The sequence below is a fragment of the Streptomyces sp. NPDC093598 genome, from assembly GCF_044764825.1.
Taxonomy (GTDB): domain Bacteria; phylum Actinomycetota; class Actinomycetes; order Streptomycetales; family Streptomycetaceae; genus Streptomyces.
Genome location: NZ_JBIWIV010000028.1, coordinates 1 through 26,757, shown reverse-complemented (window position 1 = coordinate 26,757; position 26,757 = coordinate 1). Strand labels below are relative to the sequence as shown.

Here is a 26,757-nt window from a genome sequence, read left to right as displayed (position 1 = left end):
GGCTTCGCCCGCGAGGTCGCCGACGAGGTGCTGTTCATGGACGGCGGCATCGCGGTGGAACGCGGCGACGCCCGTGAAGTGCTGGCCAATCCCCGTGAGAAACGAACCCAGGCATTCCTCGAAACGGTCTTGTGAAAGCGGCTGGGACACGCGGTAGCGGCTCCGGCAGTAAGTCCGGAGAAGACGCCGGCCGACTGCGGCTGACGTGACTGCCGCACCCTGCCGGTCCCGGTCTTCAACGCCCTCCGGTTCGACGTCGATCCGACCGTCACAGCGCTGACAGCGCCGTCGGCCGGGCCCCTGGTGGTGCCCGGCCGCGCCCCACTTCGAAACTCCCCGCTAAGGACCCGAAATGAAGACGATTCCGTACTGGATAGAAACCGCCGGTCCGTTTCCCGACCGGTCCGGCAAGCCGCTGACCGAGGACGCCGACCTGGTGGTCGTCGGCGCCGGCCTGACGGGTCTGTCCACCGCCCTGCACTCCGCCCGCAAGGGCGCCCGCGTCACCCTCGTGGAGAAGGGCCAGATCGGTTCTGGTGCCTCCGCGCGCAACGGCGGCATGGCCAACCTCGGTTTCACCATCGGTGTACGCCAGGCCATCCGCCGGTACGGACTGGAGCGGGCCCGCGAGATCTACAACTCCTACGGCGAGGCGGTGGACACCGTCGAGCGGCTCGTGAACGAGGAGTCCATCGACTGCCAGTTCCGTCGCGTCGGACGCCTGGGCGTCGCCTCCCGCCCCGCCCACTTCGAGAGCAAGAAGGCCCAGCAGCGCGACCTGGCCCAGTACTTCGGCCACGAGACCACGCTGATCGGTAAGTCCGAGCTGCGTTCCGAGATCGGTTCGGACGCCTACCACGGCGGTCTGCTCGACCCGTTCAGTGCCGCACTGCATGTCGGTCGTTTCGTGCGCGGTATGGCCGAGGCGTGCGAGCGCACCGGTGTGGAGATCCACGAGCGCAACGCGGCCATCGGCGTGCGGCGTACCGCTGCCGGCCGTTTCGAGGTCAGCACCGAGCGCGGTGTCATCCGTGCCGGGCAGGTCATGATGGCCACCGACGCCTACACCGACAAGAACTTCCCCTGGCTGCGCCGCCAGCAGGTGTGCCTGGGCAGCTTCATCATCGTGACCGAGCCGCTCGGCGAGGCGCTCGCCCGGGACATCATCCCCAAGGCCCGTCTCATCGTCGACTCCAACCAGGTCTGCCACTATTTCCGGCTCACCCCGGACAACCGGCTGCTGTTCGGCGGCCGTGCCCGCTTCGCGCCGTCCGACCCCACCTCGGACAAGAAGAGCGGTGCGGTCCTGTTCCGTGAGATGTGCGAGATCTTCCCCCAGCTGTCCCGGACGAAGGTCGAGTACGTGTGGGGTGGCTCCGTCGGCTTCGCCATGGACCGCATCGTGCACGCCGGGCAGACCGACGACGGCGTCTACTACTCCATGGGCTACGCGGGCCACGGTGTGCAAATGGCCACGCACATGGGTCAGGTCATGGCCGAGGTGATGGACGGCCACCCCGAGGTCAGCCCCGTCCGCGACATCGCCCCGCCCCGCATCCCCCTCTACAACGGCACCGCCTGGTTCCTGCCCTTCGCCGGCGCCTACTACAAGACGCTGGACCGCATCCGCTGACCGGTCGGCAGCACCATTTACGCTTCCAAGGAGATACCCACGATGACTGTCGTCCGTGATGTTCCCAAGCAGTTGTTCATCGGCGGTGGCTGGCAGGACGCCGAGTCCGGCCGGACCCTGTCCGTCGACAACCCGGCCACCGGCGAGGAGCTGTGCCGGGTCGCCGACGCCTCACCCGCCGACGGGCAGCGCGCCGTGGAGGCGGCCGTCGCCGCGCAGGCCGCCTGGGCCGCCACCGCACCCCGCATCCGCAGCGAGATCCTGCGCCGCGCCTACGACCTGATCATCGCGCGCACCGAGGACCTCGCGCTGCTGATGACCCTGGAGATGGGCAAGCCCCTGGCCGAGGCGCGTGCCGAGGTCGCCTACGGCGCCGAGTTCTTCCGCTGGTTCTCCGAGGAAGCCGTCCGTATCGACGGCGGCATGATGACCGCCCCCGACGGCCGCAACCGCCTGCTGGTCACCCGTCAGCCCGTCGGCCCCTGCCTGCTCATCACCCCCTGGAACTTCCCCCTGGCGATGGGCACCCGCAAGATCGGCCCGGCCATCGCCGCCGGCTGCACCATCGTCCTCAAACCCGCCCCCCAGACCCCCCTGACCAGCCTCGCCCTGGCGGAGATCCTCACCGAAGCGGGTCTGCCGGCCGGTGTGCTGAACATCGTCACCACCACCGACGCCGCGGGCGTGGTCGAACCCCTCCTGCGCGGCGGGCAGATCCGCAAGCTGTCCTTCACCGGCTCCACCGGTGTCGGCCGCATCCTGCTGGCCCAGTGCGCCGACACCGTCATCCGCACCTCCATGGAACTGGGCGGCAACGCCCCCCTCATCGTCTTCGACGACGCCGACCTCGACACCGCGATCGAGGGCACCATGGTCGCCAAGATGCGCAACATGGGCGAATCCTGCTGCGCCGCCAACCGCATCTACGTCCACACCGCCGTCGCCGACGAGTTCGCCACCCGCCTGGCCGCCCGCATGGCCGCCCTCACCGTCGGCGACGGCACCCAGCCCGGCATTGACGTCGGCCCCCTCATCGACACCGCCGGCCGCAGCAAAGCCCACGACCTCGTCCAGGACGCCGTCAAACGCGGCGCCACCGTCCTGACCGGCGGCGAACTGCCCGAAGGACCCGGCTGCTTCTACCCGCCCACCGTCCTCACCGGCATCACCCCCGACGCCGCCATCAACGACACCGAAGTCTTCGGACCCGTCGCCGCCATCCTCACCTTCGACACCGAGGACGAGGCCATCACCGCCGCCAACGACACCGAATTCGGCCTCGCCGCCTACCTGTTCACCCAGAACCTCGACCGCGCCCTGCGCGTCGCCGAACGCCTCGAAAGCGGCATGATCGGCCTCAACACCGGACTCGTCTCCAACCCCGCCGCCCCCTTCGGCGGCATCAAACAGTCCGGCCTCGGCCGCGAAGGCGGCACCGTCGGCATCAACGAGTTCCTCGAATACAAGTACATCGCCGTCCCCGTCGGAGCCTGACACATCCGACCGACTCGTCGTGCTGTACCACCGGCGAAGGCGGTCTGGCCGACCAGTGGGAAGAGCGCAGGGGGTCCCGCACGACCTCGCTCCCGGCCAGATTCGGCAGCAGGCTTGCAGGACTTCACGAGTAAAGAAAAGGCAACTGCTCTCATGGACGCACAACTCGCAGTCATCGGCCTGGGCAGCATCGGAAGTATGGCCCTGTGGCAGGCCTCCCGGCTGTCCGACTCGGTGGTGGGCTTCGAGGCGGCCACCCCGGCCCACGGCCGCAGTGCCGTGGGCGGGGACACCCGCCTGTTCCGCATGGTCTACCTCGGCAAACCTGACTACTACCCCATCATGGAACGCTCCCGCGGCCTGTGGGCCGAGCTCGAGGCGGAAACCAGGCAGGACATCCTCATACCCACCGGGGGGCTGTCCATCGGGACGGCGAACGGCAGTTACATCAACAGCCTCCTCGAGACAACGCGTGTCAACGGGGCAGAGCACTGCGTCCTCAGCCGGGAGGAGTTGGCGGAACGCTACCCCCAGCACAACCTCCGCCCCGACGACTGCGCCGTCTACGACCCCCGCGCCGGCGTTCTGCGCACCGACCGCGCCGTCAGCGCCGCCGTCGCGGCGGCCCGGGCGAACGGCGCCACCGTCCTCCAGAACACACCCGTGGACAGCATCACCGAAACCGAACACGGCGTGGTCGTCACCTCGGGCGACAGGACCTGGACGTTCGAGAAGGTCATCGTCGCCTCGGGCGGCTGGTCCCGAAGGCTCATGCCCGACCACCTCAAGGCCGTTACGGAAACCCATCGGATCGTCCTGACCTGGTTCATCGCCCAGGACGGCACGCAGTTCTCGCCGGAGAACTTCCCCGTCTTCAGCCGCCTGTACGACGATCGCGCCATGTACGGTGCACCCGCCGTCGATGGCGTGACCGTCAAGGCATCGGTGGACGCACCGCTGGACGGACGCGAAAGGACGACCCCCGACCCGGACCGCGTGCCCAGAGAACTCACCAGGGAAGAAAGAGAAAAGGTCACCGACATCGTCACCGAATTCTTCCCCGGCCTGATCCCCAGCGTCGTGCGCTCCGACGCCTTTCCCGACCTTTTCACCGAGGACGGTCATCCCCTCCTCGGCCGGCTGGGCGAGAACAGCAGGGTCTACTGCGCCACGGGTTTCTCCGGAAAGGGCTTCAAAATGGCGACCGGCTTCGGGCAGATCGCCGCCCACGAGGCGCTCGGCAAGCAGACCGTCGACGGCCTGGACTTCGTGCGTCCGGGCCGGTTCAAGACCAGGTAGCCGCCCACTTTCGCCGCCTCGGCGCAGTCTTGTTGTAAGGACACCGCTGCGGGTGCACACGGCGAAGGTCTCATATCTCCCCAGGCCGAGAGGGCCGGGAATGCCGATTGCCGGCCCCGTGCTTGACACAACGTCCGATCACCGTGTCCGCAACGGACAGATCACGCGTGGGCTCCGTGCGGGGTGACGGAGATACTCGACGGACAGCAACAGTCCCCCCGGCCCGCGCCGCCAGTGCAGGCCGATTCGAGCACCATGCCCGGGCAAGGTCGATCCGGTGCTTGCCGAGGTCGCCCATCAGGTCGCCTTCGCTGATCGGAAGCCGTGACGACCACGATGGCGGCGGAGGCCGGACAGCACGACCTCAACGCCTTCGAGTGGATTGTCGGGCACTTCGTGTCCGAGTCGACACCACCTGCGAGAGCTTGGTCGGTCCGGCGACCGCCCGACCCGGACACACCGGGGTCCAAGCAGGCCACCGACACCGCTTGGTATGTCCGTTCCCGATTTATGTCGTTCCCGAAACAGTAAAGGAAGAAGCATGTCGCTCCTGAAGACCATCGATCCCAACCCCTCCTTCGCACCCCAGGAGTCCGGCCCGCTGCCGGAGCGCCTGATTTCCGGTGACCCGACGTACAAGACCTGGGCCCAGGACGCCGCCCGCGAGGGAACGATCAAAACGGGCGTCTGGGAAGCGACGCCCGGCGAGACGCGCTCGATCAAGGGCGAGCTCTTCGAGTTCTGCCACATCCTTTCCGGCGTCGTCGAACTCACGCCGGAAGGCGGCGAGCCGGTGGTCTACAAGGCAGGCGACAGCTTTGTCATGAAGCCGGGCTACGTCGGTGTCTGGAAGACCATCGAAACTGTGCGCAAGATCTACCTGACCGTGTCGTAACCCCGATGGCGCAGATTGCTCTCGTCGTCGGGACCTCTCGTGAGGGCAACCTGCCCAGACGACACATCTCCTCGATGCCCTGAGGACCGCGCTGCGGCAGCAATGCGGCTCAGTGGCGGGGTGGGCGATGAGACTGTCGACTGCCTCCCGGTCCCATCGGCAACGCTCGGCGTCATCACGCAGCAAGCAGGCGGGCGCACGGAGTGGCCCAGAACGAAGGGGCCTTCCGTGCGCCCGCAGGCGGTGGATGGCGAAGCCTGCCGCCGGTGGCCCAGCGCCTCGCGCAAGCGGCCGCGGAACGTGGCGGCCGGCTCGACGGCATGGTCCGGGCCGACCGTGCGAAGCACCGTAAGGGCAGCGGTGCGCACCACACGCAGGAAGCCACCGGCAACCGAACCCGGTGGTGGCGTTCGGGGCCGAAGTCGACGACGCGAGGTACTGGACGCCGTCGTCCAGTACCGCTGGGTGCCGCCGCACACCTACATGCAGGTCGAGGCATGCCGCGGACAGCTCTGCCCCGGTGCACGCTCGCCTGCCCCGGCGCGTAGCCCACGACGTCGACGCTCAGCCGAGGTCGAAATCCACCTCGCGTTCGGACGGGACAGCGTAAGCGAGGTGGATCAGGACGTCCACCGGCTCACCGAACACCCCGTCGAGGCGGGCGAACAGGTCGCCCTGCACGTCATCCACGAGCGGATCGGTCGCCACGGGCGCATCCCACGGCACGGACCGGTCCGCGAGCACCAGCCGGTCGACCGGTGCACCACGGAGCGTTGGCGCCTTCAGCAGTGCGGCGACATGTCGTCCCAGGAAGCCGAAGCCAGCCGCGATGACATCCTCATGCGCTTTCCCCTCGGCGGCTGCGGTAGTCGTTGAGCCAGCCAAGACCTTCGCTCGTGCCGGCGCGGGGTTTGTACTCGCAGCCGGTCCACCCGTCGAAGCCCAGCTCGTCGACCACGTCGAGCAGGTGGCGGACGTTGAGCTCACCCCGGTCGGGCTCACCCCGGTCGGGCACGCCCGCGATCTGCAGATGACCGACCCGGCCGGTCGGCAGGTCGCGGCGCAGGGTCGCGGTGAGGTCGCCCTCGATGATCTGGCAGTGGTAGAGGTCGAGCTGCACCTTGAGATTCGGGGCTCCCACCTCCTGCACCACGGCGTGGGCCTCGGCCTGGGTGCTCAGGAAGTATCCGGGCATGTCGCGGCCGTTGATCGGCTCGATCAGGATGTCGACACCCGCCGCGGCGGCGCGCTCCGCGGCCCGGGCCAGGTTGGTCAGGTAGGTGTCGCGGTGCTTGGCCCGTTCGGCCGGTGTCGCGTCCTGACGGACCAGCCCGGCCATCAGGTGCACCCTCGCGCAGCCCAGCGCCGTCGCGTACTCCAGCGCCCGGTCGACCCCGGAACGCACCTCCGCCTCGCGTCCGGGCAGCGCCGCCATCCCGCGCTCTCCGGACTCCCACGCTCCGGGAGGTGCGTTGAAGAGCGCCTGCTCGAGGCCGTGGTCGTCGAGCCGGCGGCGCAGCTCGGCGGCGTCGTAGGCGTAGGGGAAGAGGTACTCGACGGCCTGGAAGCCGTCGGCCGAGGCCGCGGCGAAGCGGTCGAGGAAGTCGTGCTCGTTGTACATCATGGACAGGTTCGTTGCGAACCTCGGCATGCTGGCTCCTGTGGTTCGGCTGGGACGGCCAGGGTCAGTGGTGGACGACGTGCTGGTCGCTGATGTGCACCGGCGGGGGCCGGCCGCCCATTACGGCAGGACACCCGAAAGCCGCGAGGCCGGACCGCCCATGTGCGGTGCGATCACCTGGCTCCGCAGCCTCCCTGCCAACCCGTGGTCTCCAGGGCCTTGCCTGTGGCATCGGCAGGTTCGGCCGTCTGCTCGTTCAGCACACGCACCGCGTCCTCCGTTCCGCTGCGCGGGCTGGAGAGCACGGGCTTGCCGACGGCTTCGGCGATCGCGGGAGCCAGCCGTGCCATGGATGCCTGGGCAAGCACGATCACGTCGACCTTCTTGGCCAACGCCCGTGCCCCGTCCAGCACCATCGCGTCGTGGCGGTAGCGGTCACCGGACATCAGCACCGAGAAGGCGCCCTCGCACAGCCGCTCCCGCACGGTGATGTCGCGACCGGCCGCCCGGGCCTTCTCCTCGACGAGGGCACGGGTCGGCGGCAGCGTCGTGGGGACCGTCGCCAGGACGCCGATGGCGCCCGCGGTCTCGACCGCGGACGCGGTCATCGCGTCGTCGATCTTGACGATCGGGACGGAGACCAGGCGCCGGGCCACGTCGATGGCCGGACCGACCGAGGAGCAGGCGGAGAAGAGGACATCGGCCCCCGCGGCCTCCGCGGCCTGGGCCAGGTGCACCATGCGCTGCGTGCTGGCAGGTGAGATCCCACCGTCGCGCACCACGGCAGCGAGCACGTCGCTGTCGACGAAGTGCAGGACCTTGGCGTCAGGCGCGAGTTGCGCGAGGTACTCGTTGATGACCGAATCGGGGTTGACGAACAGCAGGCTGGTGTGGAGCACGGCGATCGAGGGAGTGGTGGACATGGTGTCTCCAACAGGGTGAGGTATCGGCCCGCGTGCCGAGGTGGGCACGAGAGCTCGGGACAGAGCGGTGCGAACCGTGCGTAGCGCGCACGGCAGGGGAGGGTGGACGACGGTCTTGTGTCCGCCGGTGCGGTGCGGCTCCAGGCGGCGGGGAGGAGTTCAGGTCATGCGTCCGTCCCCGCGGGGCGGGGGCTCAGGCGGCCGATGACATCCAGGGCGGCGTCTCGGACCGCGTCGCGGCCGGCCGCCCACAGGGAGACGACGTCGGAGCCGGGCACCGCGGACGGGAGGGTCACGCGGGTGGCCTCCAGATAGGCGCGGCGCAGTTCGGCGTTGACGTTGACTTTGGCGACGCCTCGGGCGAGGGCGCCGTGCAGCTCCTCGACGGGCAGGCCGCTGGCGCCGTGCAGGACGAGCGGGACCGGTACGGCCTCGTGGATCGTGGCCAGCCGCTCCAGGTCCAGGCGGACCGGGTGCTTGGTGAAGCCGTGGACGTTGCCGACGGCGACGGCGAGCGCGTCCACGCCCGTTGCGGCCACGAATTCGGCCGCCTGCTGCGGATCGGTCATCGCCGCGGCCTGCGCGACGGCGTCGGTGGAGACGTCCTCGTCGCCCGGCAGGGCACCGAGCTCGGCCTCCACCCAGGCACCGTGGCTGCGGGCCCGGCGGACCGCCTCCTTCGTCAAGGCGATGTTCTCGGCGAACGGCAGGTGGGAGCCGTCGACCATGACAGAGGTGTAGCCCGCCTCCAGGCAGACCGTGATCTCGTCCAGGTCCCGGCTGTGGTCGAGGTGCACACCGAGAGGGGCCGTGGAGCGTGCGGCGGCGTCCAGCGCCAGCCGCATCAGGGCCTCGCGGCCGGCGTGCTTGAAGGGACTGGAGCCCGCCTGGATGATGACCTGCCGTCCGGCGGCCTCGGCGGCGGCCGTGATGCCCTGGATGGTCTCCAGGTTGTAGGCGACGAAGCCGGGCAGGGCGTGACCGGCGGCCGCGGCTTGCTTCAGGGCATCGGTTCCGTGCAGCAGCATCAGGCACTCCTGAGCAGGTCGAGGGCGTCGGCGAGGGCGTCGGGGCCGCCGACGTTCCCGGCGAAGACGATGTAGGGGATGCCGCCGGCGGGGCCGTCCACGGGCTCCCAGAGCGAGACGATGCCCGGCAGCAGCGTGCCCCGGGCCCAGGCACGGCGGATCCGGAGGCCGTGGGTGGCGGTGTCGCTGGAGGTGATACCGCCCTTGGCGACGACGAAGGCGGGCCGCCGGGCGGCGTTGACCTGCCGCACGGCCTCAACGAGCGCGGCGGAGACCCGGCGGGAGATCGCCAGGCTGTCGTCCGCGTCGGCACCCGTCACGAGCACGCGGGAGGTGCGGATCACGGCGTCGGCCGAGTCCAGGGCGCCGGCGGCCGCGGCCGCGACCTCGGCGATGTGGGCGTCACGCCGCTCCTCGTCGAGCAGCAGGGCCACGTCCAGCTCGTACTCGGCGATCCCGCCGCGCTCCCGCAGCCGGTCCAACTGCCGTGTCGTCAGCGCGACATGAGAGCCCACGACGATGAGACCGTGCGGTGCGTCGCCGCGCAGCGGGCGCAGTTCGGCCGGGGTGAGCGGTGCCCGCGCCGCCTGTCCGGCGCGGGCCCTGACGAAGGACGGCCCGACCCGGTACAGCAGCCGCGTGCCGTTCTCCTCCGCCTGCGCCAGGGCCAGGGCGAGCACCCGCAGATCGTCGTCGCACACCGCGTCGACCACGGCCACCCGTCCGCCGCGCAGCGAGGACAGCAGCCGCGCCGTGTGCGCCGGGCCGCCGCCGCGCAGGTCGTCGAGGGTGACGCGCAGGACCTCGTCCGCGGGCACGCGTCCGCCCGTCTTCTCCTCGACCCACTCGGGCAGCGACGAGCTGCGGTAGCCGAAGGTGGCGTCGCGGGCGAACTCGCTCTCGCCGACCGGGAGCAGTCCGTCGGTGGTCCGCATCCAGTGGCGGGAGCCGACGGTCAGCCGGCCCGCCTCGATGTAGGCGGGGACCAGCACGACGCCGTCCGGAGCTTTGCCGTCCAGCTCGGTCAGCTCTTCGGCGAGGACGTCGGTCTCCAGCGGGAAGTGGCCGCGAAGCGTGGAGTCCCCGCGGCTGGCCAGGACGTAGCCGGTGCCCTCGGCCGCCGACGCCGCGTGCAGGGCGCGGACGACCTCGCGGTTGCGGGCGGCCGCGTCCTCAGTGGACAGGCTGCGGGTGTTGGTGAGGACGAAGAAGACGGCGCTGTCCTGGCGCAGCGCCCAGCGCAGGTCGTCCACCGTCCAGGACGTCAGGACGGGCACGTCGGCGACCGTCTGGGTGCCGGTGGGATCGTCGTCGAGGACGACGAGACGGGGACCGCCGGAAATCCGGGCGGCCACTTCCGCGGCACTCACCTCGCGGACTGGGGGCAGCCCTTTCAGCACCGCGGCCTCGGGGACGGGCCGCGTCTGGGCATGGAGGGGTAGAGGCATGACGAATTCCTGCTCCATTAAGGGTAGTTGGGGGGAACGTCAGTCGGGGTCGCGCTTGATCACGTCACACCAGGGCTTGACCGGGTCCCGCGACGGCCTCGGGCCGGAGCAGCTCGGCGAGGGCGCCGGCGGGCAACAGGCCCTTGGCCAGAACGTGTCACCGCCGTCGGTATCGGCTCAGAACGCCTTGTCCTTTGCCTCGTCGCAGGCGCCGCCGGGCGGCAGGACCTCGACCCGGATGCCGTCACCGGGGGCGAGGGCGAGGCGGTGGTTCTGGTTCGTCATACGGCCGATTGCAGCAGCGGGCCGGGCAGCGCGTCCAAGACCCAATCCCGATGTGCCTTATAAGGCTGCCCTATAAGGCGGTCTTCCCAGCCCCGGAAGTCTTCGGCAAGCGAGGTGAGGAAGGTGCCGAGGCCGTCGCCGTCCCAGGTCTGCACCGAGGTCTCGACGTTTCCCCATGGCCCGCAGGCCCTGATGGGGAAGTCGAGCGTTGCTGTCTTCTTCGGCCTCTCCCTTGCCGCTGTCTTCATGCCCTACGGCGTGATCGCCGCCCTGATCGACCTGCCGCGGGCACCGGCCTGGCCGGGTCGTGGCGTACGTATAAGGAAGATCTGCCGACGTTCATGGTGATGCGCAGCTTCCTCACCACCCCGTCCGCGTAGAGGTGGTCGTCGCCCCCGGGGACCCCACCCCCTACATCCTTGCGTGCGTCCGGCGAGAGGGTCGGTGCGCGAGCCTCTGAACATGCTCTGACATGCAACGGAACAGCCGCGAGGAAATGGACACGATCATGGAATAGAACCGCGGCCGGCCTGTTGGTACCGCATCTGAACCTGGAGCGCACGGCCCCAGCCGGTGGCCAACAGCGAAGGAAACCTACAGCGGCCCGCGGGGGCGTCACCGTGGCCTGAGGGCCGTCAGCGTGCGCTCCCCCGCCGGGTCTCCGGCCGTGGCCGGGACCAGGGCGATCTCGTCGAGTCCGGCCTCCGCGTAGGCGGCGATGCGGGCGCGGACGGTGCCGGTGTCGCCGACGAGAGCGACCGTGCCGGCGGCCTCGGGCGGCAGGGCCCGCAGCAGGGTCTCCGGGTCGGCGCCCTTGGCGGCCAGCTCGACGACCTCGGCGAACCCCGCGTCGACGAACATGTCGCTGTAGCCCGGTACGGCGAGGTAGCCGACGACGCTGCGCAGGATCTGCGTGAGCGACTCCGGATCCGGATCCACTGCGGCGGGCAGCCAGGCGGCCAGCCTCGGCGGCGTACGGCCCGCCTTCTCGGCGGCCGCGAGCATCCGGCCGCGCAGCATGCGGACCTGCTCGGGCGAGACGATGTCGAGCAGCATCCGGTCGGCGTGCGCGACGGCGGCGGCGACCGCCCGCTCCCCGAACGCGGCGACGGTGACCATGCCTCCGGGCGGCGGCAACCGGCGCGGGAAGCCGCTGCCGGGCACGATCGGCTCGCCCGGCACGCTGTCCATCAGCGCCCGTACGGCCGCCGCCGACTCCGCGAGGGCGGCGGCGGGCCGGGTGCGCGGCCTGCCGTGCGCGCCCTCGACGACCCGCTTGCTGGAGGTGCCCAGTGCCACGCCGACGGGCCGGCCGGTGACGGCCGCCGTGGAGGCGGCGCCCCGGACGATGGTGAGCGGGTCGCGCACCGACACCGGCACGGGCCCGGCGGTCAGCGCGACCTGCTCGGTGGCCGCGCCGATCGCCGCCGCCAGGACGAACGAGTCCCACGTCGGCCCCTCGCCGGCCCACACCTCCCGGTACCCGAGCCGGTCGGCGAGCACCGCGACCCGCAACGGCTCCTCGACCGGACTGTCGTCCTCCCGCCCCACCGCGACCACGCTCATGTCCATGACGGCGCCCGTACCCGGTCGATCACGCCGTAACCCCGGGAGATCCACGACGGGATCCGGGAGGTGATCGTCCCGGTGCCCCTCCGGAGATGTCCGGGAGGCACCCGCGCGGGTAGCGTCCGGCACATGGACAGCGGGACGGACAGCGGTTACGACACCCAGGGCGCCGGGATCACCGTGCAGCGGGCGCTGGAGCTGCCGGGGTTGCGCAGCGGGCTGCCCGAGGTGCTGGCGGGCGCCGAGCGGCTCGGGCGCACCGTGCGCTGGGTGCACGCCGGAGAGGTGCCGCACATCGCCTCGCTGCTGAAGGGCGGCGAACTGCTGCTGACCACCGGCTACGGCCTCGGCACCCGCCCCGCCGAGCAGCGGGCGTTCGTGCGCACCCTGGCCGAGCGCGGGATCGCGGCCCTGGTCGTGGAGCTCGGTCCGCGCTTCACCCGGCTGCCCGCGGCCCTCGTCGACACGGCCCGCGCGACCGGGCTGCCGCTCGTCCAACTGCACCGCGAGGTACCGTTCGTCACGGTCACCGAGGAGATCCACACCGAGATCGTCAACGGCCACTACACCCTCCTCCAGCGGGCCGAGGAGGTGCACCGGCGGTGCACGCAGGCCGTGCTGAGTGGCGGCGGTGTGCCGCAAGTGCTCGGCATCCTGGCCGACTTCGCCGGCGATCCGGTGTTCCTGGAGACCGCGGACGGGCAGTTGCTGTACGCGGCCGGGTCCGGGCCCGAGGGAGCGGAACCGCTCCAGGTGTGGGAGGGGCTGCGCGGCCAGCACAAGGACGAGCCGCCGCTCGCGGGTTCGGTCCTGGTGGACGTGCCGGGCGGCGGACCCGGCAGCGGGGGCGTCCGGGCGCGTCTTGTCCTGCTGCCCGTGCGGACCCCCCTGGCGCCGGTACACCGGATGGCCGCCGAGCGGGCCGCGGGCATCCTGGCCGTGGTGCTGATGCAGGCCCGGCAGGAGGAGGAGCTGGCGGCGCGCGGACGCGGCGACTTCCTCACCGACCTCGCCGAGGGCCGGGTCACGGCCCAGGACGCCCCGGCGCAGGCACGCGTGCTGGGCTTCCGGCCGGGCGAGGGCCCGCTGCTTCCGGTGGTCATGCGGCTCGGGGACGCCCTGTCCCAAGGCGGAGGCTGGGCCGTGCTGGCCCGGGCGCTCTCGGAGGAGCTGGCGTCGATGGGGGTGCCGGTGCTGCTCGGGGTACGGCCGGTGGAGGGCCGGGTGCTGGTGCTGCTCGGCCTGCGCGCGGAGTCGGATCGGGAGACGGTCGCGGACCGGGTCGCGGCGGCGCTGCGGGCCGGTGTGGGCCGGGCCGGGATGCCGCGGCCGGGCGGGCAGCCGCCGGTGGTGGTCGTGGGGACGGCCGGGGGCTGGACGGCGGCGGCCTCGGGCCTGCGGCACGCGGCCGAGACGGCCACGGCGGCCCAGGGCCTGCCGGACCGGCCCTGGTACGACGCCCGGCGCCTGGACATCGACCTGCTGCTGTGGCGGCTGCGCGACCATCCGGACCTGGCGGCATTCGTCGACCGGGCCCTCGGCCCGCTCCTGGAGCACGACCGCCGCTCCCGGCCGCCGCTGCTGCCCACCCTGACGACGTACCTCGCCCACGCCGGACGCAAGGCGGAGACGGCCCGGGAGCTGCACCTGAACCGGCAGACCCTGTACAACCGCCTGGCCCGCATCGGGGAGTTGCTGGGCACGGACCTCGACGACCCGCAGACGGTCCTGGCGCTGAGTCTGGCCCTGCGGGCCCGCCGGCACGTCCCGTAGGGGCCTGTGGAGGCCTAAGGGAGAGGCCGGGGCTGGGTCAACTCGTCGTACACGCTGAGCACTTGGGCGACCGTCTCGTCCTCGGTCGGCCAGCTGGCGGCCTGCCGGGCGCCCTTGGCCGTCAGCAGTGCCCGTCGGGCCTGGTCGCCGAGCAGCCGTACGACGGCGTCGGCGAGGGCCTTCGCGTCCCCGTACGGGACCAGTTCGGCCGCGTCGCCGACGAGTTCGGGGATGCCGCCGACCTCGGTCGCGACGAGCGGCACGCGCGCGTGGAGGGCCTCCTGGGCGAGGACGGAGCGTGCCTCCCAGCGGCTCGGCAGCAGGGCGAGGTCGGCTGCGGCGAGCAGGTCGGTGATGTCGTCGCGCCGCCCGATGAGCCGGACCGGCAGCGCCTCCTCCTCGATCCGCCCTTGGAGTTCACCACGCAGCGGTCCCTCGCCCGCGATCACGACCAGGGGCGGGGGATCGAGCCGGCGCCAAGCACGCGCGGCGTCCAGCAGCACGTCGTATCCGCGGTGCCGTTCCAGGGAGCCGACGGCCATCAGCAACGGCCTTCCGATGGCGCCGAGTTCGGCGCGCACCTTGGGGCGCAGCCGGTCGGGATCGTCGGGCTCCGGGGGCCTGCGGGGACCTGGCAGCGCGACGGCGGCGAGCCGGGCGTCCCGCGCGCCGGTGAGGCGTGCCCGGTCCACGAGCGCCGAGGTCGTGCCCAGCACGACGGTGGAGGCCTTCACGACCCTCCGCTCCAGCACCCGCAGCATGTGGGCACGCGCCCCCTCGGCGTGCGCCCGGTCGTGCCACGTCACGACCAGCGGAGTGCGCACGCGCCGCCCGCTGAGGGCGAGCACGGTACGGAAGGAGGCGTGCAGCCCGTGCGCGTGCACCAGATCGGCGTTGGCGCAGGCCGCCCGCAGGGCCGCCACCGACACCGGGTCACTGCTGCGCGGCACGTGCACGTGGTCGGCCCCGACTCCGCTGAAGTCATAGGCGCGATCCGCCTCGTAGGGGGCGCACACCGTGACTTTCACACCCCGTGCGACGAGCCCCGCGGTCAGCGAGCGCACATGCGCACTGCTGGCGGCATTGCCTCCGCCCAGCACCTGCACGGTGCGCAGCGGCAACTGGCCATGCGGTGAGTGGCTGCTCACGGGGGTCACGTGGCCGGGCTCCTGGTTCGGGTCGGGCGGTCACGACGCGTACTCCGCCAAGGATGCCAGGACATAAGGGGGTTCCGGGAACGCCGGAACCCCGGCGGCGCGACACCGAGGCGCGGCAGCGGGGGAATCCGCCGGGCCGGGTCACCCACACGAGTGAAGTTGGGTGACCCGGCCCGCCCTGCCTGCACCACCGCCGGTGCGCCGCTCCGGCTAGCCGTCCGCCCGGGCCGCCGCCAGCAGCTCCTCCGCGTGCGCCCGGGCCGTCTCGGAGTCCTCCTGGCCGGCGAGCATGCGCGACAGCTCCCGGACCCGGTCCTCACCCTCGAGGACCTTGACGCCGGAGCGGGTGACGGACCCGTCGCTGGTCTTCTCGACCAGCAGCTGCCGGTCGGCGAAGGCGGCGACCTGCGGCAGATGGGTCACCACCACGACCTGCGCGGTCCTCGCCAGCCGTGCGAGCCGCCGGCCGATCTCGACCGCCGCCTTGCCGCCGACTCCGGCGTCGACCTCGTCGAAGAGGTACGTCGGCACCGGATCCGTCCCCGCGAACACGACCTCCACGGCCAGCATCACACGCGACAGTTCACCGCCGGACGCGCCCTTGGCGATCGGCCGGGGCGGGGCGCCCGGGTGCGGGGCCAGCAGCAGCTCGACCTCGTCGGCGCCCGCGGGACCGTAGGCGACCGGACGCCCGCCGACCTCGACGCCGTCGGGGTCCTCGGTCTGCCGGATGTCGAAGGACACGCGCGCGTGGGGCATGGCGAGCGAGGCCAGTTCGGCGGTCACGGCGGCGGCGAACCGCTCGGCGGCCTCCGTCCGGGCGTCCGTCAAGGCCTGCGCCAGTCCGCCCAGTTCGGAGCGCAGCGCGTCCCGCTCGGCGGTCAGCTCCCCGATCCGCTCGTCGTCGCCGTCGAGTTCGGTCAGCCGGGCGGCACTCCGCTCGGCCCAGGCCAGCACGGTGGCGATGTCCTCGCCGTACTTCCGCGTCAGCCCGGTGAGCGCGGCCCGCCGCTCCTCGACGGCCGCCAGCCGCAGCGGGTCGGCGTCCAGATCGTCGGCGTACCCCGCCAGGTCGCCCGCCGCGTCGCGCAGCAGGATCCCGATCTCCCCGATGCGGTCGGCGAGCGCGGCCAGCGCCGGGTCGTGCGACCGTACGGCGTCCAGGGCCCGCTGGGCGCCCGCGACGAGCGTCCCGGCGTCGACGCCCTCCGGGTCCTCGGGGTTGCCCGCGAGGGCGGCGTGCGCGACCGCGGCGGCGGACGCCAGCGCCTCGGCGTGCCCGAGCCGCTCGGCCTCCTCGGCCAGCTCCACGTCCTCACCGGCGCGGGGTTCCACGGCGGCGATCTCGTCGAGCCCGAAACGCAGCAGGTCGGCCTCTTGGGCCCGCTCGCGCGCCCGGGTGGTGATCTCGTCGAGCTCGGCGGACACGGCCCGCAGCCGCTTGTACGCCTCGCCGTACTTGGCCAGCGGCCCGGCGACCGCGTCGCCCGCGTACCGGTCGAGCGCCTGCCGCTGCCGGGACAGCTTGAGCAGCCCCTGCTGGTCGGTCTGCCCGTGCACGGCCACCAGCTCGTCGGCGAGCTCGGCCAGCACGCCCACGGGCACGCTGCGCCCGCCCAGGTGCGCCCGTGAGCGCCCCTCGGCGGAAACGGTACGGCTGATCAGCAGGGCCCCGTCGTCGAGCTCGGCCCCGGCCTCCTCGGCGCGTACCGCGGCCGTGGCGTCGCGGGGAACGGTGATCCGCCCCTCCACGACGGCCTTGCCGGCCCCGATCCGCACGAGTGCCGGGTCGGCCCGCCCGCCCAGCAGCAACCCCAGGCTGGTGACCACCATGGTCTTGCCCGCACCCGTCTCACCGGTGACCGCGGTGAACCCGGGCGACAGCTCGACCACGGCGTCGTCGATCACGCCCAGCGACCGTATCCGCATCTCCTCCAACACGGACACGACCTTACGAGGTCGGGGCCTGCGAGTGCGACTGGCCCGCCCCTGTCACCCACGAGAGTGGTGATCGGCCTTCTCGGAGGACGCGGGGAACTGCGCGACAAGCCACGGAGCACCCGCACCCGCCGGCGACGGGAAAAAACCCCTCATGGCCCGCTAGTGAGGCGCCCCCCGCCACCCGGAGACGGGCAGCGCGAACTTCGCCACCAGCCGGTCCGTGAAGGAAGCGTGGTGCAGCCGCGCCAGCCGCACCGGCACGGCTCCCCGCCGCACCTCCACCCGCGCCCCCGGTGGCAACTCCACGGTCCGCCGCCCGTCACACCACAGCACACCCGGCGGAATGTGGGGCAGAACCTCCACAGCCAGCACAGAATCCGGCGATGTCACCAACGGCTTCGCGAACAGCGCGTGCGCGGAGATCGGCACCATCAGCAGCGCCTCGACCTCCGGCCACACCACCGGCCCGCCCGCGGAGAACGCGTACGCCGTCGACCCCGTGGGCGTCGCACACACGATCCCGTCACAGCCGAACCCGGTCACCGGCCGCCCGTCGATCTCCAGGACGACCTCCAGCATCCGCTCGGCGGACACCTTCTGCACGGCCGCCTCGTTCAGCGCCCAGTCCGTGTGCACGATGTCCCCGTTGCGGTGCACGACGACGTCGACGGTCATCCGCTCCTCGACCTCGTACGCCTTGGTCACCACCCGGTCGACGACCTTGTCGAGGTCGTCCCGCTCGGCCTCCGCGAGGAACCCGACGCGCCCGAGGTTGACGCCGAGCATCGGCACGCCCGACGCCCGCGCGAACTCGGCACCGCGCAGCAGCGTGCCGTCGCCGCCCAGCACGATGAGCAGCTCGCACCCGTCGAGGCACTGCGGAGTGGCCTCCTTGACCAGCTCCACCTCCTCGGGGAGCGGCAGGTCACGCGCCTCGGCCTCCAGGACGCGCACGCCGAGACCGGAACGCAGCAGCCCCTTCACCACGAGCTCGGCACTGCGCACGGCCGCGGGCCGCCCGGTGTGGGCGAGCAGGAAAACAGTACGAGCTCGGTTCTCGGTCAACGCGGCCCCTCCGCCACTGCACGGTCAACATCGGCCGGGTCCAGTTCCGGTGCCCCGGCCCGCAGCCACAAGAAGTATTCGACATTCCCCGACGGCCCGGGCAGCGGACTGGCCGTCACGCCCTTCACCCCGAGCCCCAGCCCCCAGGCCTTCTCGGCCACCCCCCGTACCGCCTCGGCGCGCAGCTGAGTGCTGCGTACCACTCCCCCGCTGCCCAGCCGCTCCTTCCCCACCTCGAACTGCGGCTTGACCATCATCACCAGGTCGGCGTCCGGCTTCACGCACCGCACCAAGGCGGGCAGGACCAGCCCGAGCGGGATGAAGGACAGATCCCCCACGACAAGATCCACTGGCTCCCCATCGATCGCTTCAAGCGTCAACTCGCGTACGTTCGTACGGTCCTTGACAGTGACGCGTTCATCCTTCTGGAGGGACCATGCGAGTTGTCCGTATCCGACGTCCACGGCGACGACATGGGCGGCGCCCGCCCGCAGCAGGACGTCGGTGAAACCGCCGGTGGACGCGCCCGCGTCAAGCGCCCTGCGCCCCTCGACGGGCAGCCCCTGCGGCCCGAACACCGCGAGCGCACCGGCGAGCTTGTGGCCACCACGCGAGACGTAGTCGGGGTCGCTGTCGTCCTGGGCCACCACGATCGCGGCCGCGGTCTCCACCTGCGTGGCGGGTTTGGTCGCGACGGTCTTGCCGACGGAAACGCGCCCGGCGGCGATCAGCTGGCCGGCATGCTCACGCGAACGCGCGAGCTTCCGGCGGACCAGCTCCGCGTCCAGACGACGGCGTGCGACTCCTGCCACGTTCGGTTCAGCTCCTGTGCTCGTACGGCGATCGACGGGGGTGACCCGAAGGGTCTCGTTGCGGGGTGGTGGTCGGGTGACGGGCGGGAGCCGGAGGTCCCGGGCGTACATCGAGCGCGGTGAGCGCGTCGCGCAGCCCCCGGTGTACATCCTCGTACACCTCGATGTGTCCGTCCGTGGCGAGGTGGTCCGCGTCGCCGAGCCGGTCCAGCGCCGCGTCCACCTCGGCGTCGCCGGTGGGGGTACGGGGCACGTTCAGGGGGGCGGGGGCGGCGGGGTCGTACGCGGGCTCTTCCGCCGCCGCCGGCGGGGCCTCGGGAACTGCGTCGTCCATGCCCCGACGCTACCGCGAACCGCTGCGGTACCGTCGAGCGCGATGGCCACGATCGAGGAGTGCCGCAGCGCACTCGACAAGCTTTCGGACAGCATGCAGCGCGCCGAAGGGGACGTCCGCGATGCCGCGGCCCTGGACCGCTCGGTGAGCTGCCACATCACGGACCTCGACGTCACCTTCGCCGGCCGGATGCGCGGCGGGCGGATCGAGGTGCACGACACCGTCCAGGGGCCGCCGCCCGGCAAGGCCGAGATCAGGCTCGCCATGACCGGCGACGACCTGGTGGCCCTGGTCGGCGGCGAACTGAACTTCGCCAAGGCCTGGGGCTCCGGCCGGGTGAAGCTGCACGCGGGTGTGCGGGACCTGCTCCAGCTCAGGAAGCTTCTGTAGCCGCGACCTTCCCGCCCGGGGTCCCGGCGCGGGCCTTGCGCGCCGCCGGCACGACCAGCGGTGTGCCCGTCTCCGGGTCGTCGATGACCTGGCAGCGCAGCCCGAAGACCTCCTCGACCAGTTCGGCCGTGACGATGTCCTTCGGCGCGCCCTCGGCGATGACCCGGCCCTCGCGCAGGGCGATGAGGTGGGTGGCGTAGCGGGCGGCGTGGTTCAGGTCGTGCAGCACGGCGACGAGCGTGCGCCCCTGCTCCTCGTGCAGCTCCGCGCACAGGTCCAGGACGTCGATCTGGTGCTGGATGTCCAGGTACGTCGTCGGCTCGTCGAGCAGCAGCAGCGGCGTCTGCTGGGCGAGTGCCATGGCGATCCACACGCGCTGGCGCTGGCCGCCCGAGAGCTCGTCGACGTAACGGTCGCCGAGTTCGGCGACGCCGGTGCGCCGCATGGATTCCTGCACGACCCGCTCGTCCTCGGTCGACCACTGGCGCAGGATGCCCTGGTGCGGGTAGCGGCCGCGGCCGACCAGGTCGGCGACGGTGATGCCGTCGGGCGCGACGGACGACTGGGGCAGCAGACCGAGGGTGCGGGCGACCTTCTTCGCGGGCATCGACTGGATGACCTGACCGTCGAGCAGCACCCGGCCCTCGCTCGGCTTGAGCATCCGCGACAGCGCCCGCAGCAGCGTCGACTTGCCGCAGGCGTTGGGGCCGACGATCACCGTGAACGACTGGTCGGGTATCTCCACCGACAGCTGCTCGGCGATGACCCGCCGGTCGTAGGCGAGGGTGACGTTCTCGGCGGACAGGCGGTTCACGGGGCTCCTTCGGTTGTTCAGTCCGCTGCTGGTGCTGCTCTCGGGGCGCGTGCCCGCCCTCATATCCGGCCCGCCCTGCGCTCGCTGACCAGCAGCCACAGCAGGTAGACCCCGCCGAGCACGCCGGTGACCACGCCCACGGGCAGCTGCTCGGCGCCGAACGCCCGCTGCGACACCCAGTCGGCGACGACCAGCAGGGCCGCGCCCATGCACAGCGAGGGCAGCAGGTTCGGCCCGGGCGAGCGGGTCAGGCGCCGGGCGAGCTGCGGCGCGGTGAGGGCGACGAAGCTGACGGGACCGGCCGCGGCGGTGGCGGACGCGGTGAGCAGCACCGCCGCCACCATGAGCAGCAACCGGACGCGCTCGACCCGCACCCCCAGGGCGTACGACACGTCGTCGCCCATCTCCATCATCCGCAGCCCGCGCGCGTTGACGAGGACGAGCGGCACCAGCACCGCGGTCAGCGCGAGCAGCGGCCACACCTGGTCCCAGTCCCGGCCGTCGAGGGACCCGGTCATCCACACGACCGCGCGGGCCGCGTCCACGATGTCGGACTTGGTCAGCAGGTAGCCGTTGACCGCCGTGACGATCGCGGAGACGCCGATGCCGACCAGGACCAGCCGGTAGCCGTGCACACCCCGCTTCCAGGCGAGCACGTAGATGGCGAGCCCGGTCACCAGGCCTCCCACCAGCGCCCCGAAGGCGACCTCGTTGGCGCTCCCGGAGGTCAGCACGATCACCACCAGAGCACCGGCCGTCGCCCCTTGGCCGAGTCCGAGTACGTCCGGACTGCCCAGCGGATTGCGGGAGATGGCCTGGAACAGCGCGCCGCCGAGTCCGAGCGAGGCGCCGACCAGCAGCCCGACCAGCACCCGCGGCAGCCGCAGCTCGTTGACGATGAACTCCTGGCCCGGGTTGCCCTCGCCGACCAGCGTCCGCAGCACGTCCGCGGCCGGGATCGGGAAGTCGCCGGTGCCGATGAGCACGACACTCGCCGCGAGCGCCGCGACGAGCAGCAGGAGCACGACGGTGACGGCCCGCACGTCCAGGCGTAGCGAGAGCCCGCCGCTCCGCACGGCACGGTTGGTGGTCTTCACAGCTGCGCCGTCCTCCGCCGTCGTACGAGATAGATGAACACCGGTCCGCCGAGGATCGCGGTGACGATGCCCACCTGGAGCTCCGAGGGCCGGGCCACGATCCGTCCGACGACATCGGCGCCGAGCAGCAGCACGGGCGACAGGATCGCCGCGTACGGCAGGATCCAGCGCAGGTCGGGCCCGGTGAAGGAACGCACCACGTGCGGCACCATCAGCCCGACGAACACGATCGGCCCGCAGGCGGCGGTCGCGGCCCCGCACAGCACGGTCGCGGCCAGCATGGACAGCGCCCGGGTGCGGTTGAGGTCGGCGCCGAGCGCCTTGGCGGTGTCGTCACCCATGGCCATGGCGTTGAGCGGCCGGGCCAGGGCGAGGGCCAGGACCGTGCCGGTCAGCAGGAACGGCAGGACCTGCTCGATGGTCGAGTCGGTCGCCGAGGCCAGCGAACCGACCGTCCAGAACCGCATCTTGCCGAGCGCCGCCTCGTCCATGATCATCACGGCCTGGAGGTAGCCGTACAGCGCGGCGCTGACCGCCGTGCCGGCGAGCGCGAGCCGCACCGGCGTCGCACCCCGGCTGCCGCCGAGGAACCAGACCAGCGCCCCGACCGCTGCCGCGCCGAAGAACGCGAACCAGACGTAGCCGCTGAGCGAGGTGACCCCGAAGTACGTGATGGCCGTGACGACCGCGGCGGACGCGCCCGCGTTGATGCCGAGCAAGCCGGGGTCGGCCAGCGGATTGCGCGTGAGGGCCTGGAGGACCGCCCCGGCCAGGCCGAGGGCGGCACCGGCGAACAGCCCGAGGACGGTCCGCGACAGCCGCTCCGCGACGACGACGTCCCCGTAGGTCCCCGAGTCCTCGAACAAGCCGTGCCAGACCTGCCCGAGGGACAGCTCTTTCGCTCCGATCGCGATACTCGCCAGCGCGACGAGCACCAGGATCGCGACGGACAGGAGCAGCCCAAAGGCTCGTACCGTCCGTCGGGTTGGAGGCGCGGGGGCGGTGTCCGCGCGCTGTTCGGGGGGACTCTCGACCAACACCCGGTTAGGTTAGCCTACCCTCGCATGCGAGCAAGTTTCGGCTTCCCGGCGCCCTCAAGATCCTCGGCTGTGCTCCGAGAGGCAACAGGTGCTCAGATACCCAGCCGCGCCAGCGCCTTCTCCCCGTCCAGCTCGCACACACCCCCACCGGCGGCCGTCCACGCCACGGCGCACAACGCGCGCAGCCCGTCCAGAGCCTCACCCTCCCCGTCGAGCTCCAGCCGGTCCGCACCGGCCCTCGCCGTCCAGCCACCGCACCGGAACCCGCCCTCGCCCGCATCCACGACCTCCGGCTGACAGCCGAGCATCCCGCGCAGATCGGCGTCCACATACGTCGGCCTGTGCTGCGGCGGGGCGGCCAGCAACTGCGCCCCGTCGGTGACACCGGTCAGCACGAGCAACGAGTCGACCTCGCCGTTGAACGCGCCCTCGATGTCCGTGTCCAGCCGGTCCCCGACCACCAGCGGCCGCTTCGCGCCGGTGCGCAGAATGGTCTCCCGGTGCATCGGCGGCAGCGGCTTGCCCGCGACCTGCGGCTCGGCGCCCGTCGCGATCCGCACGACCTCCACCGCGGCTCCGTTGCCCGGCGCGATCCCGCGCCCGCTCGGAATCGTCAGGTCGGTGTTGGACGCGAACCACGGCACACCGCGCGCCACGGCGTAGGAGGCCTCGGCGAACCGGCCCCACGGCAGATCGGGCCCCCCGAATCCCTGCACCACGGCCGCCGGATCGTCGTCCGCCGACTCCACGGGCTCCAGCCCGCGTTCGCGCAGCGCGACCCGCAGCCCCTCACCGCCGATCACCAGCACCCGGGCGCCCTGCGGCACCTGCTCGCTGATCAGTCGCGCGACCGCCTGCGCCGAGGTGATGACATCCTCCGCGCCCGTCGGTATCCCCAGCTCGGTCAGATGCCCGGCCACCGTGTCCGGGGTCCGCAGCGCGTTGTTCGTCACGTACGCCAGACGCATCCCGCCCGCCCGGGCCGTGGCCAGCGACTCGACCGCGTGCGCGATCGCGCTCCCGCCCGCGTACACGACACCGTCCAGATCGAGCAGCGCCGTGTCGTACGCCTCGCTCAGGGCCTGCCCACTGCCCTCGGGCCTCGTCCTGACGCTCCGGCTCATCCCGCATCGCTCCTCGTTCGACGGCTTTCCCCCGATCATCCCCCATGCCACTGACACCCGTACGATGCCGGGATGGACACAGCAGGTCACACGGAGGCAACGGCACACCCAGGCCTGGAACTCACCCCGTTCCGAGGCCTTCGTTACGACCCCGACCGGGTCGGCAGCCTTGCCGCCGTCACATCTCCGCCGTACGACGTCGTGGTGCGCCCCGACGGCCTGCACCACCTCGAGTCCGCCGACCCGCACAACATCGTCCGCCTGATCCTTCCCCAGGCCGCCACGCCCAGCGCCCGCAACGAACGGGCCGCCGACACCCTGCGCCGCTGGCTGTCCGAGGGCGTCCTGACCACCGACCCGGAACCGGGCCTCTACGTCTACGAGCAGCAGGACGGCAACGGCATGCTGCAACGCGGCATCATCGGCGCCCTGCGCGTGTCGGACCCCGATGAGCAGGTGGTGCTGCCGCACGAGGACGTCATGGCGCACATCGTCGCCGACCGCACGGCCCTCATGCGGGCCACCTCCGCGAACCTCGAACCCCTCCTGCTCACCTACCGGGGCAACGGTTCGACGATCGCCACAGCGGACCTGATCGAGCGCACCGCCGACCGGCCTCCGCTCCTCGCCACCACCACGGAGGACGGCTTCCACCACCGGCTGTGGTCGGTCACCGCCCCCGACGAGCTCGCCGCGATCCAGCGGGACCTCGGCCGGCACCAGGCCCTCATCGCCGACGGCCACCACCGCTGGGCGACCTACCGCCGCCTCCGCACGGAGCACCCCTCCCCCAGCCCCTGGGACCACGGCCTGGTCCTGCTGGTCGACACGGCCCGCTACCCCCTCCGGGTCCGCGCCATCCACCGCCTCCTGCACGACCTGCCGGTCGGCGATGCCGTAGCCGCCCTGGAGGGCCACTTCCGCGTACGCCGCCTCGAAGTCCCGCTGCCCGAAGCCCTGGACACCCTGGCGGAGGCGGCCCGCGATGGCAACGCGTTCCTGCTGGCCGGAGACGGCGCCTTCCATCTCGTCGACCGCCCGGACCCGGACCTGCTGGCCCGTACGGTCCCCGCCGACCGCCCCGCGGCCTGGCGCACCCTCGACGCGACGGTCCTGCACGCCACGCTCCTCGAGCACGTCTGGCGCGTCCCCGAGGACTCCCCCGCCCACATCGCCTACATCCACGACACGGCCGCCACGGTCGAGAAGGCCGAACGCGACGGCGGCACGGCCGTCCTGATGCATCCGGTCCGCGAGGAGGTCGTCCGCGACCTGGCCCGCCAGGGCGTGACGATGCCCCGCAAGTCGACGTCGTTCGGCCCGAAACCGGCGACGGGCCTGGTGCTTCGGGCGCTGGACCTCTGACCGGACCGGCCCGGCACAGCACGACGAAGGGGCGGGACCCCAAGGCCTCACGGCCGGGTCCCGCCCCTTCTCCTACGGACGTCAGTCCTTGTCGTCCTCGTTCTTGTCGTCCTCGTTCTTGTCGTCTTCGACCTTGTCGTTCTCGTCGCTCTCGTCCGTGTCGCTCTCGTCCTCGACCGGCTCCGGCGAGGCGGAGGCGGAGGCCACGTCGTCCTCGTGGTCCTCGTCTTCGACCATGGCGTCCATGAACTCCACGCCGTCCAACTCGGCGAGCCGGTCCGAGGCGTCGGTGCTGCCCTCCCGGTCGGCCTCGACGGCCTTCGCGAACCACTCCCGCGCCTCGCTCTCCCGCCCGGCGGCGAGCAGCGCGTCGGCGTACGCGTACCGCAGTCGCGCGGTCCACGGCTGAACGGAGTTCGCGGCCAGCTCCGGGCTCTGCAGCGTCACGATGGCCGCGTCCAACTGCCCCATGTCCCGCCGCGCGCCGGCCACGACGAGCCGCATCTCGACCTGCCCGGCCTTGTCGAGCTTGTGCACCTCGGGCGCACCGGCCATGTCCAGCGCCTTCTCCGGCCGTCCGAGCCCACGCTCGCAGTCGGCCATGACGGGCCACAGGTCGATGTTCCCGGTCATCCGCTTGGCGGCCCGGAACTCGGCCAGCGCCTCACCGTACTTCTGGCTGGCGTACGCGGCGAACCCGGCGGCTTCCCGTACGGCGGCGACGCGCGACGCCAGCCGCAGCGCCACCCTGGAGTAGGCGTACGCGCCCTCGGGGTCCTCGTCGAGGAGCCGCGCGACCATCACCAGGTTCCTGGCGACGTCGTCCGCGAGCGTCTTGGGCAGGCTCAGCAGCTCCTGCCGTACGTCCTTGTCGATCTCGTCGCCCGTGACGTCCTCCGGGATCGGCAGCCGCTTGATGGGCTCCCTGTCCCGCTCCCGCTCCTCACGGAACCGGCCGGCACCACTTCGGTCGTCCCGGCCGCGGAAACCACCACGGTCGCCGTCACGCCGATCGCCGTCACGCCGGTAGCCACGGTCGCCCCGGTCGTCACGCCGGGGACCGCGCCCACCGCGGTCGTCACGGCCGCGGAAGCCACCGCGGTCGCCGCGGTTGTCGTCCCGACGGAACTCGCCACGGTCGCTGCGGGGGCCGTCCTCGCGACGGAAGCCGGGACGCCCGCCCCGGCCGGCGTCGTCGCGCCGGAAGCCGCCACGGTCCCCACGGTCGTCCCCAGGACGCTCGTCACGGCGCTCGTCACGGCCCCGGAATCCACCGCGGTCGTCGCGGCGGAAGCCTCGGTCACCGTCGCGAGCTCGGTCTCGGTCATCGCCACGGAAGCCGCGGTCGCGATTGTCGTCGCGACGGAAACCGCCACGGTCGTCGCGGCGGTCATCGCGGCGAGGGAAACCACCGCGGTCGCCGTCGCGCCTTTCGCCACGACGGTCATCGCGCCGGTCGTCACGCCTGTCGTCCCGGCGGTCATCGCGCCTGTCGTCCCGGCGGTCGTCACGCCTGTCGTCGCGGCGGTATGCGGGGCGGTCGCCACGGTCGTTCCGGTCGTCCCGGCGGAAGGGCGGACGCTCGCCGCGGTCGTCCCGGCGGAAGGGCGGACGCTCGCCGCGGTCGTCCCGGCGGAAGGGCGGACGCTC

24 protein-coding genes and 1 pseudogene are annotated in these 26,757 nt (G+C 72.1%); 8 read left to right on the top strand and 17 right to left on the bottom strand.

The window, feature by feature from the left end; genetic code table 11:
• Positions 1 to 352 precede the first annotated feature (352 nt).
• The 5 genes and pseudogenes from ACIRDU_RS38170 to ACIRDU_RS38150 all read left to right on the top strand — a co-directional run bounded on the left by ACIRDU_RS38170 (position 353) and on the right by ACIRDU_RS38150 (position 5,321).
• Positions 353 to 1,633, top strand: coding sequence for an NAD(P)/FAD-dependent oxidoreductase (locus ACIRDU_RS38170; RefSeq protein ID WP_403588747.1), 1,281 nt, complete (start codon positions 353 to 355; stop codon positions 1,631 to 1,633).
• 42 nt (positions 1,634 to 1,675) lie between these two features.
• A complete protein-coding gene (locus ACIRDU_RS38165) occupies positions 1,676 to 3,127 on the top strand; it encodes an NAD-dependent succinate-semialdehyde dehydrogenase (protein WP_403588745.1) in 1,452 nt (483 codons plus the stop codon).
• Positions 3,128 to 3,280: 153 nt separating this feature from the next.
• On the top strand, positions 3,281 to 4,426 hold the full coding sequence (gene solA, locus ACIRDU_RS38160) for an N-methyl-L-tryptophan oxidase (protein WP_403588743.1): 1,146 nt from the start codon (positions 3,281 to 3,283) through the stop codon (positions 4,424 to 4,426).
• Between the two features lie 228 nt (positions 4,427 to 4,654).
• Positions 4,655 to 4,852 (top strand): annotated as a pseudogene (gene aspA, locus ACIRDU_RS38155) (aspartate ammonia-lyase); the annotation flags it as partial.
• A gap of 115 nt (positions 4,853 to 4,967) precedes the next feature.
• Positions 4,968 to 5,321 carry a cupin domain-containing protein gene (locus ACIRDU_RS38150; RefSeq protein ID WP_403588741.1) on the top strand — a complete coding sequence of 118 codons (354 nt, stop codon included), beginning with the start codon at positions 4,968 to 4,970 and terminating at the stop codon, positions 5,319 to 5,321.
• Positions 5,322 to 5,885: 564 nt separating this feature from the next.
• Here ACIRDU_RS38150 and ACIRDU_RS38145 read toward each other — a convergent pair.
• The 7 genes from ACIRDU_RS38145 to ACIRDU_RS38115 form a co-directional block, all read right to left on the bottom strand.
• On the bottom strand, positions 5,886 to 6,206 hold the full coding sequence (locus ACIRDU_RS38145) for a hypothetical protein (protein ID WP_403588739.1): 321 nt from the start codon (positions 6,204 to 6,206) through the stop codon (positions 5,886 to 5,888).
• On the bottom strand, positions 6,160 to 6,972 hold the full coding sequence (gene otnI / locus ACIRDU_RS38140; protein ID WP_403588737.1) for a 2-oxo-tetronate isomerase: 813 nt from the start codon (positions 6,970 to 6,972) through the stop codon (positions 6,160 to 6,162). Before otnI ends, ACIRDU_RS38145 begins: the two co-directional genes overlap by 47 nt.
• Positions 6,973 to 7,115: 143 nt before the next feature.
• Positions 7,116 to 7,865 carry an aspartate/glutamate racemase family protein gene (locus tag ACIRDU_RS38135; protein ID WP_403588735.1) on the bottom strand — a complete coding sequence of 250 codons (750 nt, stop codon included), beginning with the start codon at positions 7,863 to 7,865 and terminating at the stop codon, positions 7,116 to 7,118.
• A gap of 164 nt (positions 7,866 to 8,029) precedes the next feature.
• Positions 8,030 to 8,893: a ketose-bisphosphate aldolase gene (locus ACIRDU_RS38130; RefSeq protein WP_403588733.1), complete on the bottom strand. Its 864-nt coding sequence runs from the start codon at positions 8,891 to 8,893 to the stop codon at positions 8,030 to 8,032.
• Positions 8,893 to 10,341 (bottom strand): four-carbon acid sugar kinase family protein, encoded by a 1,449-nt coding sequence (locus tag ACIRDU_RS38125; RefSeq protein ID WP_403588731.1) that lies wholly within the window; start codon positions 10,339 to 10,341, stop codon positions 8,893 to 8,895. The genes ACIRDU_RS38130 and ACIRDU_RS38125 overlap by 1 nt, the downstream gene beginning before the upstream one ends.
• A 281-nt stretch (positions 10,342 to 10,622) precedes the next feature.
• A complete protein-coding gene (locus ACIRDU_RS38120; RefSeq protein ID WP_403588729.1) occupies positions 10,623 to 10,874 on the bottom strand; it encodes a DUF6228 family protein in 252 nt (83 codons plus the stop codon).
• 367 nt (positions 10,875 to 11,241) lie between these two features.
• Positions 11,242 to 12,198: an LLM class F420-dependent oxidoreductase gene (locus ACIRDU_RS38115; RefSeq protein WP_403588727.1), complete on the bottom strand. Its 957-nt coding sequence runs from the start codon at positions 12,196 to 12,198 to the stop codon at positions 11,242 to 11,244.
• Positions 12,199 to 12,324: 126 nt separating this feature from the next.
• Here ACIRDU_RS38115 and ACIRDU_RS38110 point away from each other — a divergent pair, with 126 nt between their 5' ends.
• The gene (locus ACIRDU_RS38110) at positions 12,325 to 13,968 is read left to right on the top strand and encodes a PucR family transcriptional regulator (protein ID WP_403588725.1); all 1,644 of its coding nucleotides are present in this window, start codon (positions 12,325 to 12,327) and stop codon (positions 13,966 to 13,968) included.
• A gap of 14 nt (positions 13,969 to 13,982) precedes the next feature.
• Here ACIRDU_RS38110 and ACIRDU_RS38105 read toward each other — a convergent pair whose 3' ends face one another.
• The 5 genes from ACIRDU_RS38105 to ACIRDU_RS38085 form a co-directional block, all read right to left on the bottom strand.
• The gene (locus tag ACIRDU_RS38105; protein ID WP_403588723.1) at positions 13,983 to 15,125 is read right to left on the bottom strand and encodes a glycosyltransferase family 4 protein; all 1,143 of its coding nucleotides are present in this window, start codon (positions 15,123 to 15,125) and stop codon (positions 13,983 to 13,985) included.
• A 210-nt stretch (positions 15,126 to 15,335) separates the two neighbouring features.
• On the bottom strand, positions 15,336 to 17,054 hold the full coding sequence (recN, locus tag ACIRDU_RS38100; RefSeq protein ID WP_403588751.1) for a DNA repair protein RecN: 1,719 nt from the start codon (positions 17,052 to 17,054) through the stop codon (positions 15,336 to 15,338).
• Between the two features lie 171 nt (positions 17,055 to 17,225).
• The gene (locus ACIRDU_RS38095) at positions 17,226 to 18,131 is read right to left on the bottom strand and encodes an NAD kinase (RefSeq protein ID WP_381459836.1); all 906 of its coding nucleotides are present in this window, start codon (positions 18,129 to 18,131) and stop codon (positions 17,226 to 17,228) included.
• Positions 18,128 to 18,943, bottom strand: coding sequence for a TlyA family RNA methyltransferase (locus ACIRDU_RS38090; RefSeq protein WP_403588721.1), 816 nt, complete (start codon positions 18,941 to 18,943; stop codon positions 18,128 to 18,130). Before ACIRDU_RS38090 ends, ACIRDU_RS38095 begins: the two co-directional genes overlap by 4 nt.
• Before the next feature lie 7 nt (positions 18,944 to 18,950).
• A complete protein-coding gene (locus ACIRDU_RS38085; protein WP_403588719.1) occupies positions 18,951 to 19,277 on the bottom strand; it encodes a hypothetical protein in 327 nt (108 codons plus the stop codon).
• A gap of 42 nt (positions 19,278 to 19,319) precedes the next feature.
• Between ACIRDU_RS38085 and ACIRDU_RS38080 the strand changes: the two genes are divergently transcribed.
• On the top strand, positions 19,320 to 19,667 hold the full coding sequence (locus ACIRDU_RS38080; protein WP_403588717.1) for a sterol-binding protein: 348 nt from the start codon (positions 19,320 to 19,322) through the stop codon (positions 19,665 to 19,667).
• Here ACIRDU_RS38080 and ACIRDU_RS38075 read toward each other — a convergent pair.
• The 4 genes from ACIRDU_RS38075 to ACIRDU_RS38060 form a co-directional block, all read right to left on the bottom strand.
• Complete coding sequence (locus ACIRDU_RS38075) at positions 19,651 to 20,544, bottom strand: ABC transporter ATP-binding protein (protein WP_403588715.1); 894 nt, start codon at positions 20,542 to 20,544, stop codon at positions 19,651 to 19,653. The two genes, ACIRDU_RS38080 and ACIRDU_RS38075, sit on opposite strands and share 17 nt — an antisense overlap.
• A complete protein-coding gene (locus ACIRDU_RS38070; RefSeq protein WP_403588713.1) occupies positions 20,541 to 21,578 on the bottom strand; it encodes a FecCD family ABC transporter permease in 1,038 nt (345 codons plus the stop codon). The genes ACIRDU_RS38075 and ACIRDU_RS38070 overlap by 4 nt, the downstream gene beginning before the upstream one ends.
• Entirely contained in the window at positions 21,575 to 22,618 is a 1,044-nt protein-coding gene (locus tag ACIRDU_RS38065) for a FecCD family ABC transporter permease (RefSeq protein WP_403588711.1), read from the bottom strand. Before ACIRDU_RS38065 ends, ACIRDU_RS38070 begins: the two co-directional genes overlap by 4 nt.
• A 92-nt stretch (positions 22,619 to 22,710) precedes the next feature.
• Positions 22,711 to 23,742 carry an HAD hydrolase-like protein gene (locus ACIRDU_RS38060; protein WP_403588709.1) on the bottom strand — a complete coding sequence of 344 codons (1,032 nt, stop codon included), beginning with the start codon at positions 23,740 to 23,742 and terminating at the stop codon, positions 22,711 to 22,713.
• A gap of 72 nt (positions 23,743 to 23,814) precedes the next feature.
• Between ACIRDU_RS38060 and ACIRDU_RS38055 the strand changes: the two genes are divergently transcribed.
• Positions 23,815 to 25,107, top strand: a complete 1,293-nt coding sequence (locus ACIRDU_RS38055) for a DUF1015 domain-containing protein (protein WP_403588707.1) — start codon at positions 23,815 to 23,817, stop codon at positions 25,105 to 25,107.
• A gap of 81 nt (positions 25,108 to 25,188) precedes the next feature.
• Here the strand turns inward: ACIRDU_RS38055 and ACIRDU_RS38050 are convergent, their stop codons facing one another.
• Positions 25,189 to 26,016 (bottom strand): hypothetical protein, encoded by an 828-nt coding sequence (locus tag ACIRDU_RS38050; RefSeq protein ID WP_403588749.1) that lies wholly within the window; start codon positions 26,014 to 26,016, stop codon positions 25,189 to 25,191.
• Between the last annotated feature and the right edge of the window lie 741 nt (positions 26,017 to 26,757).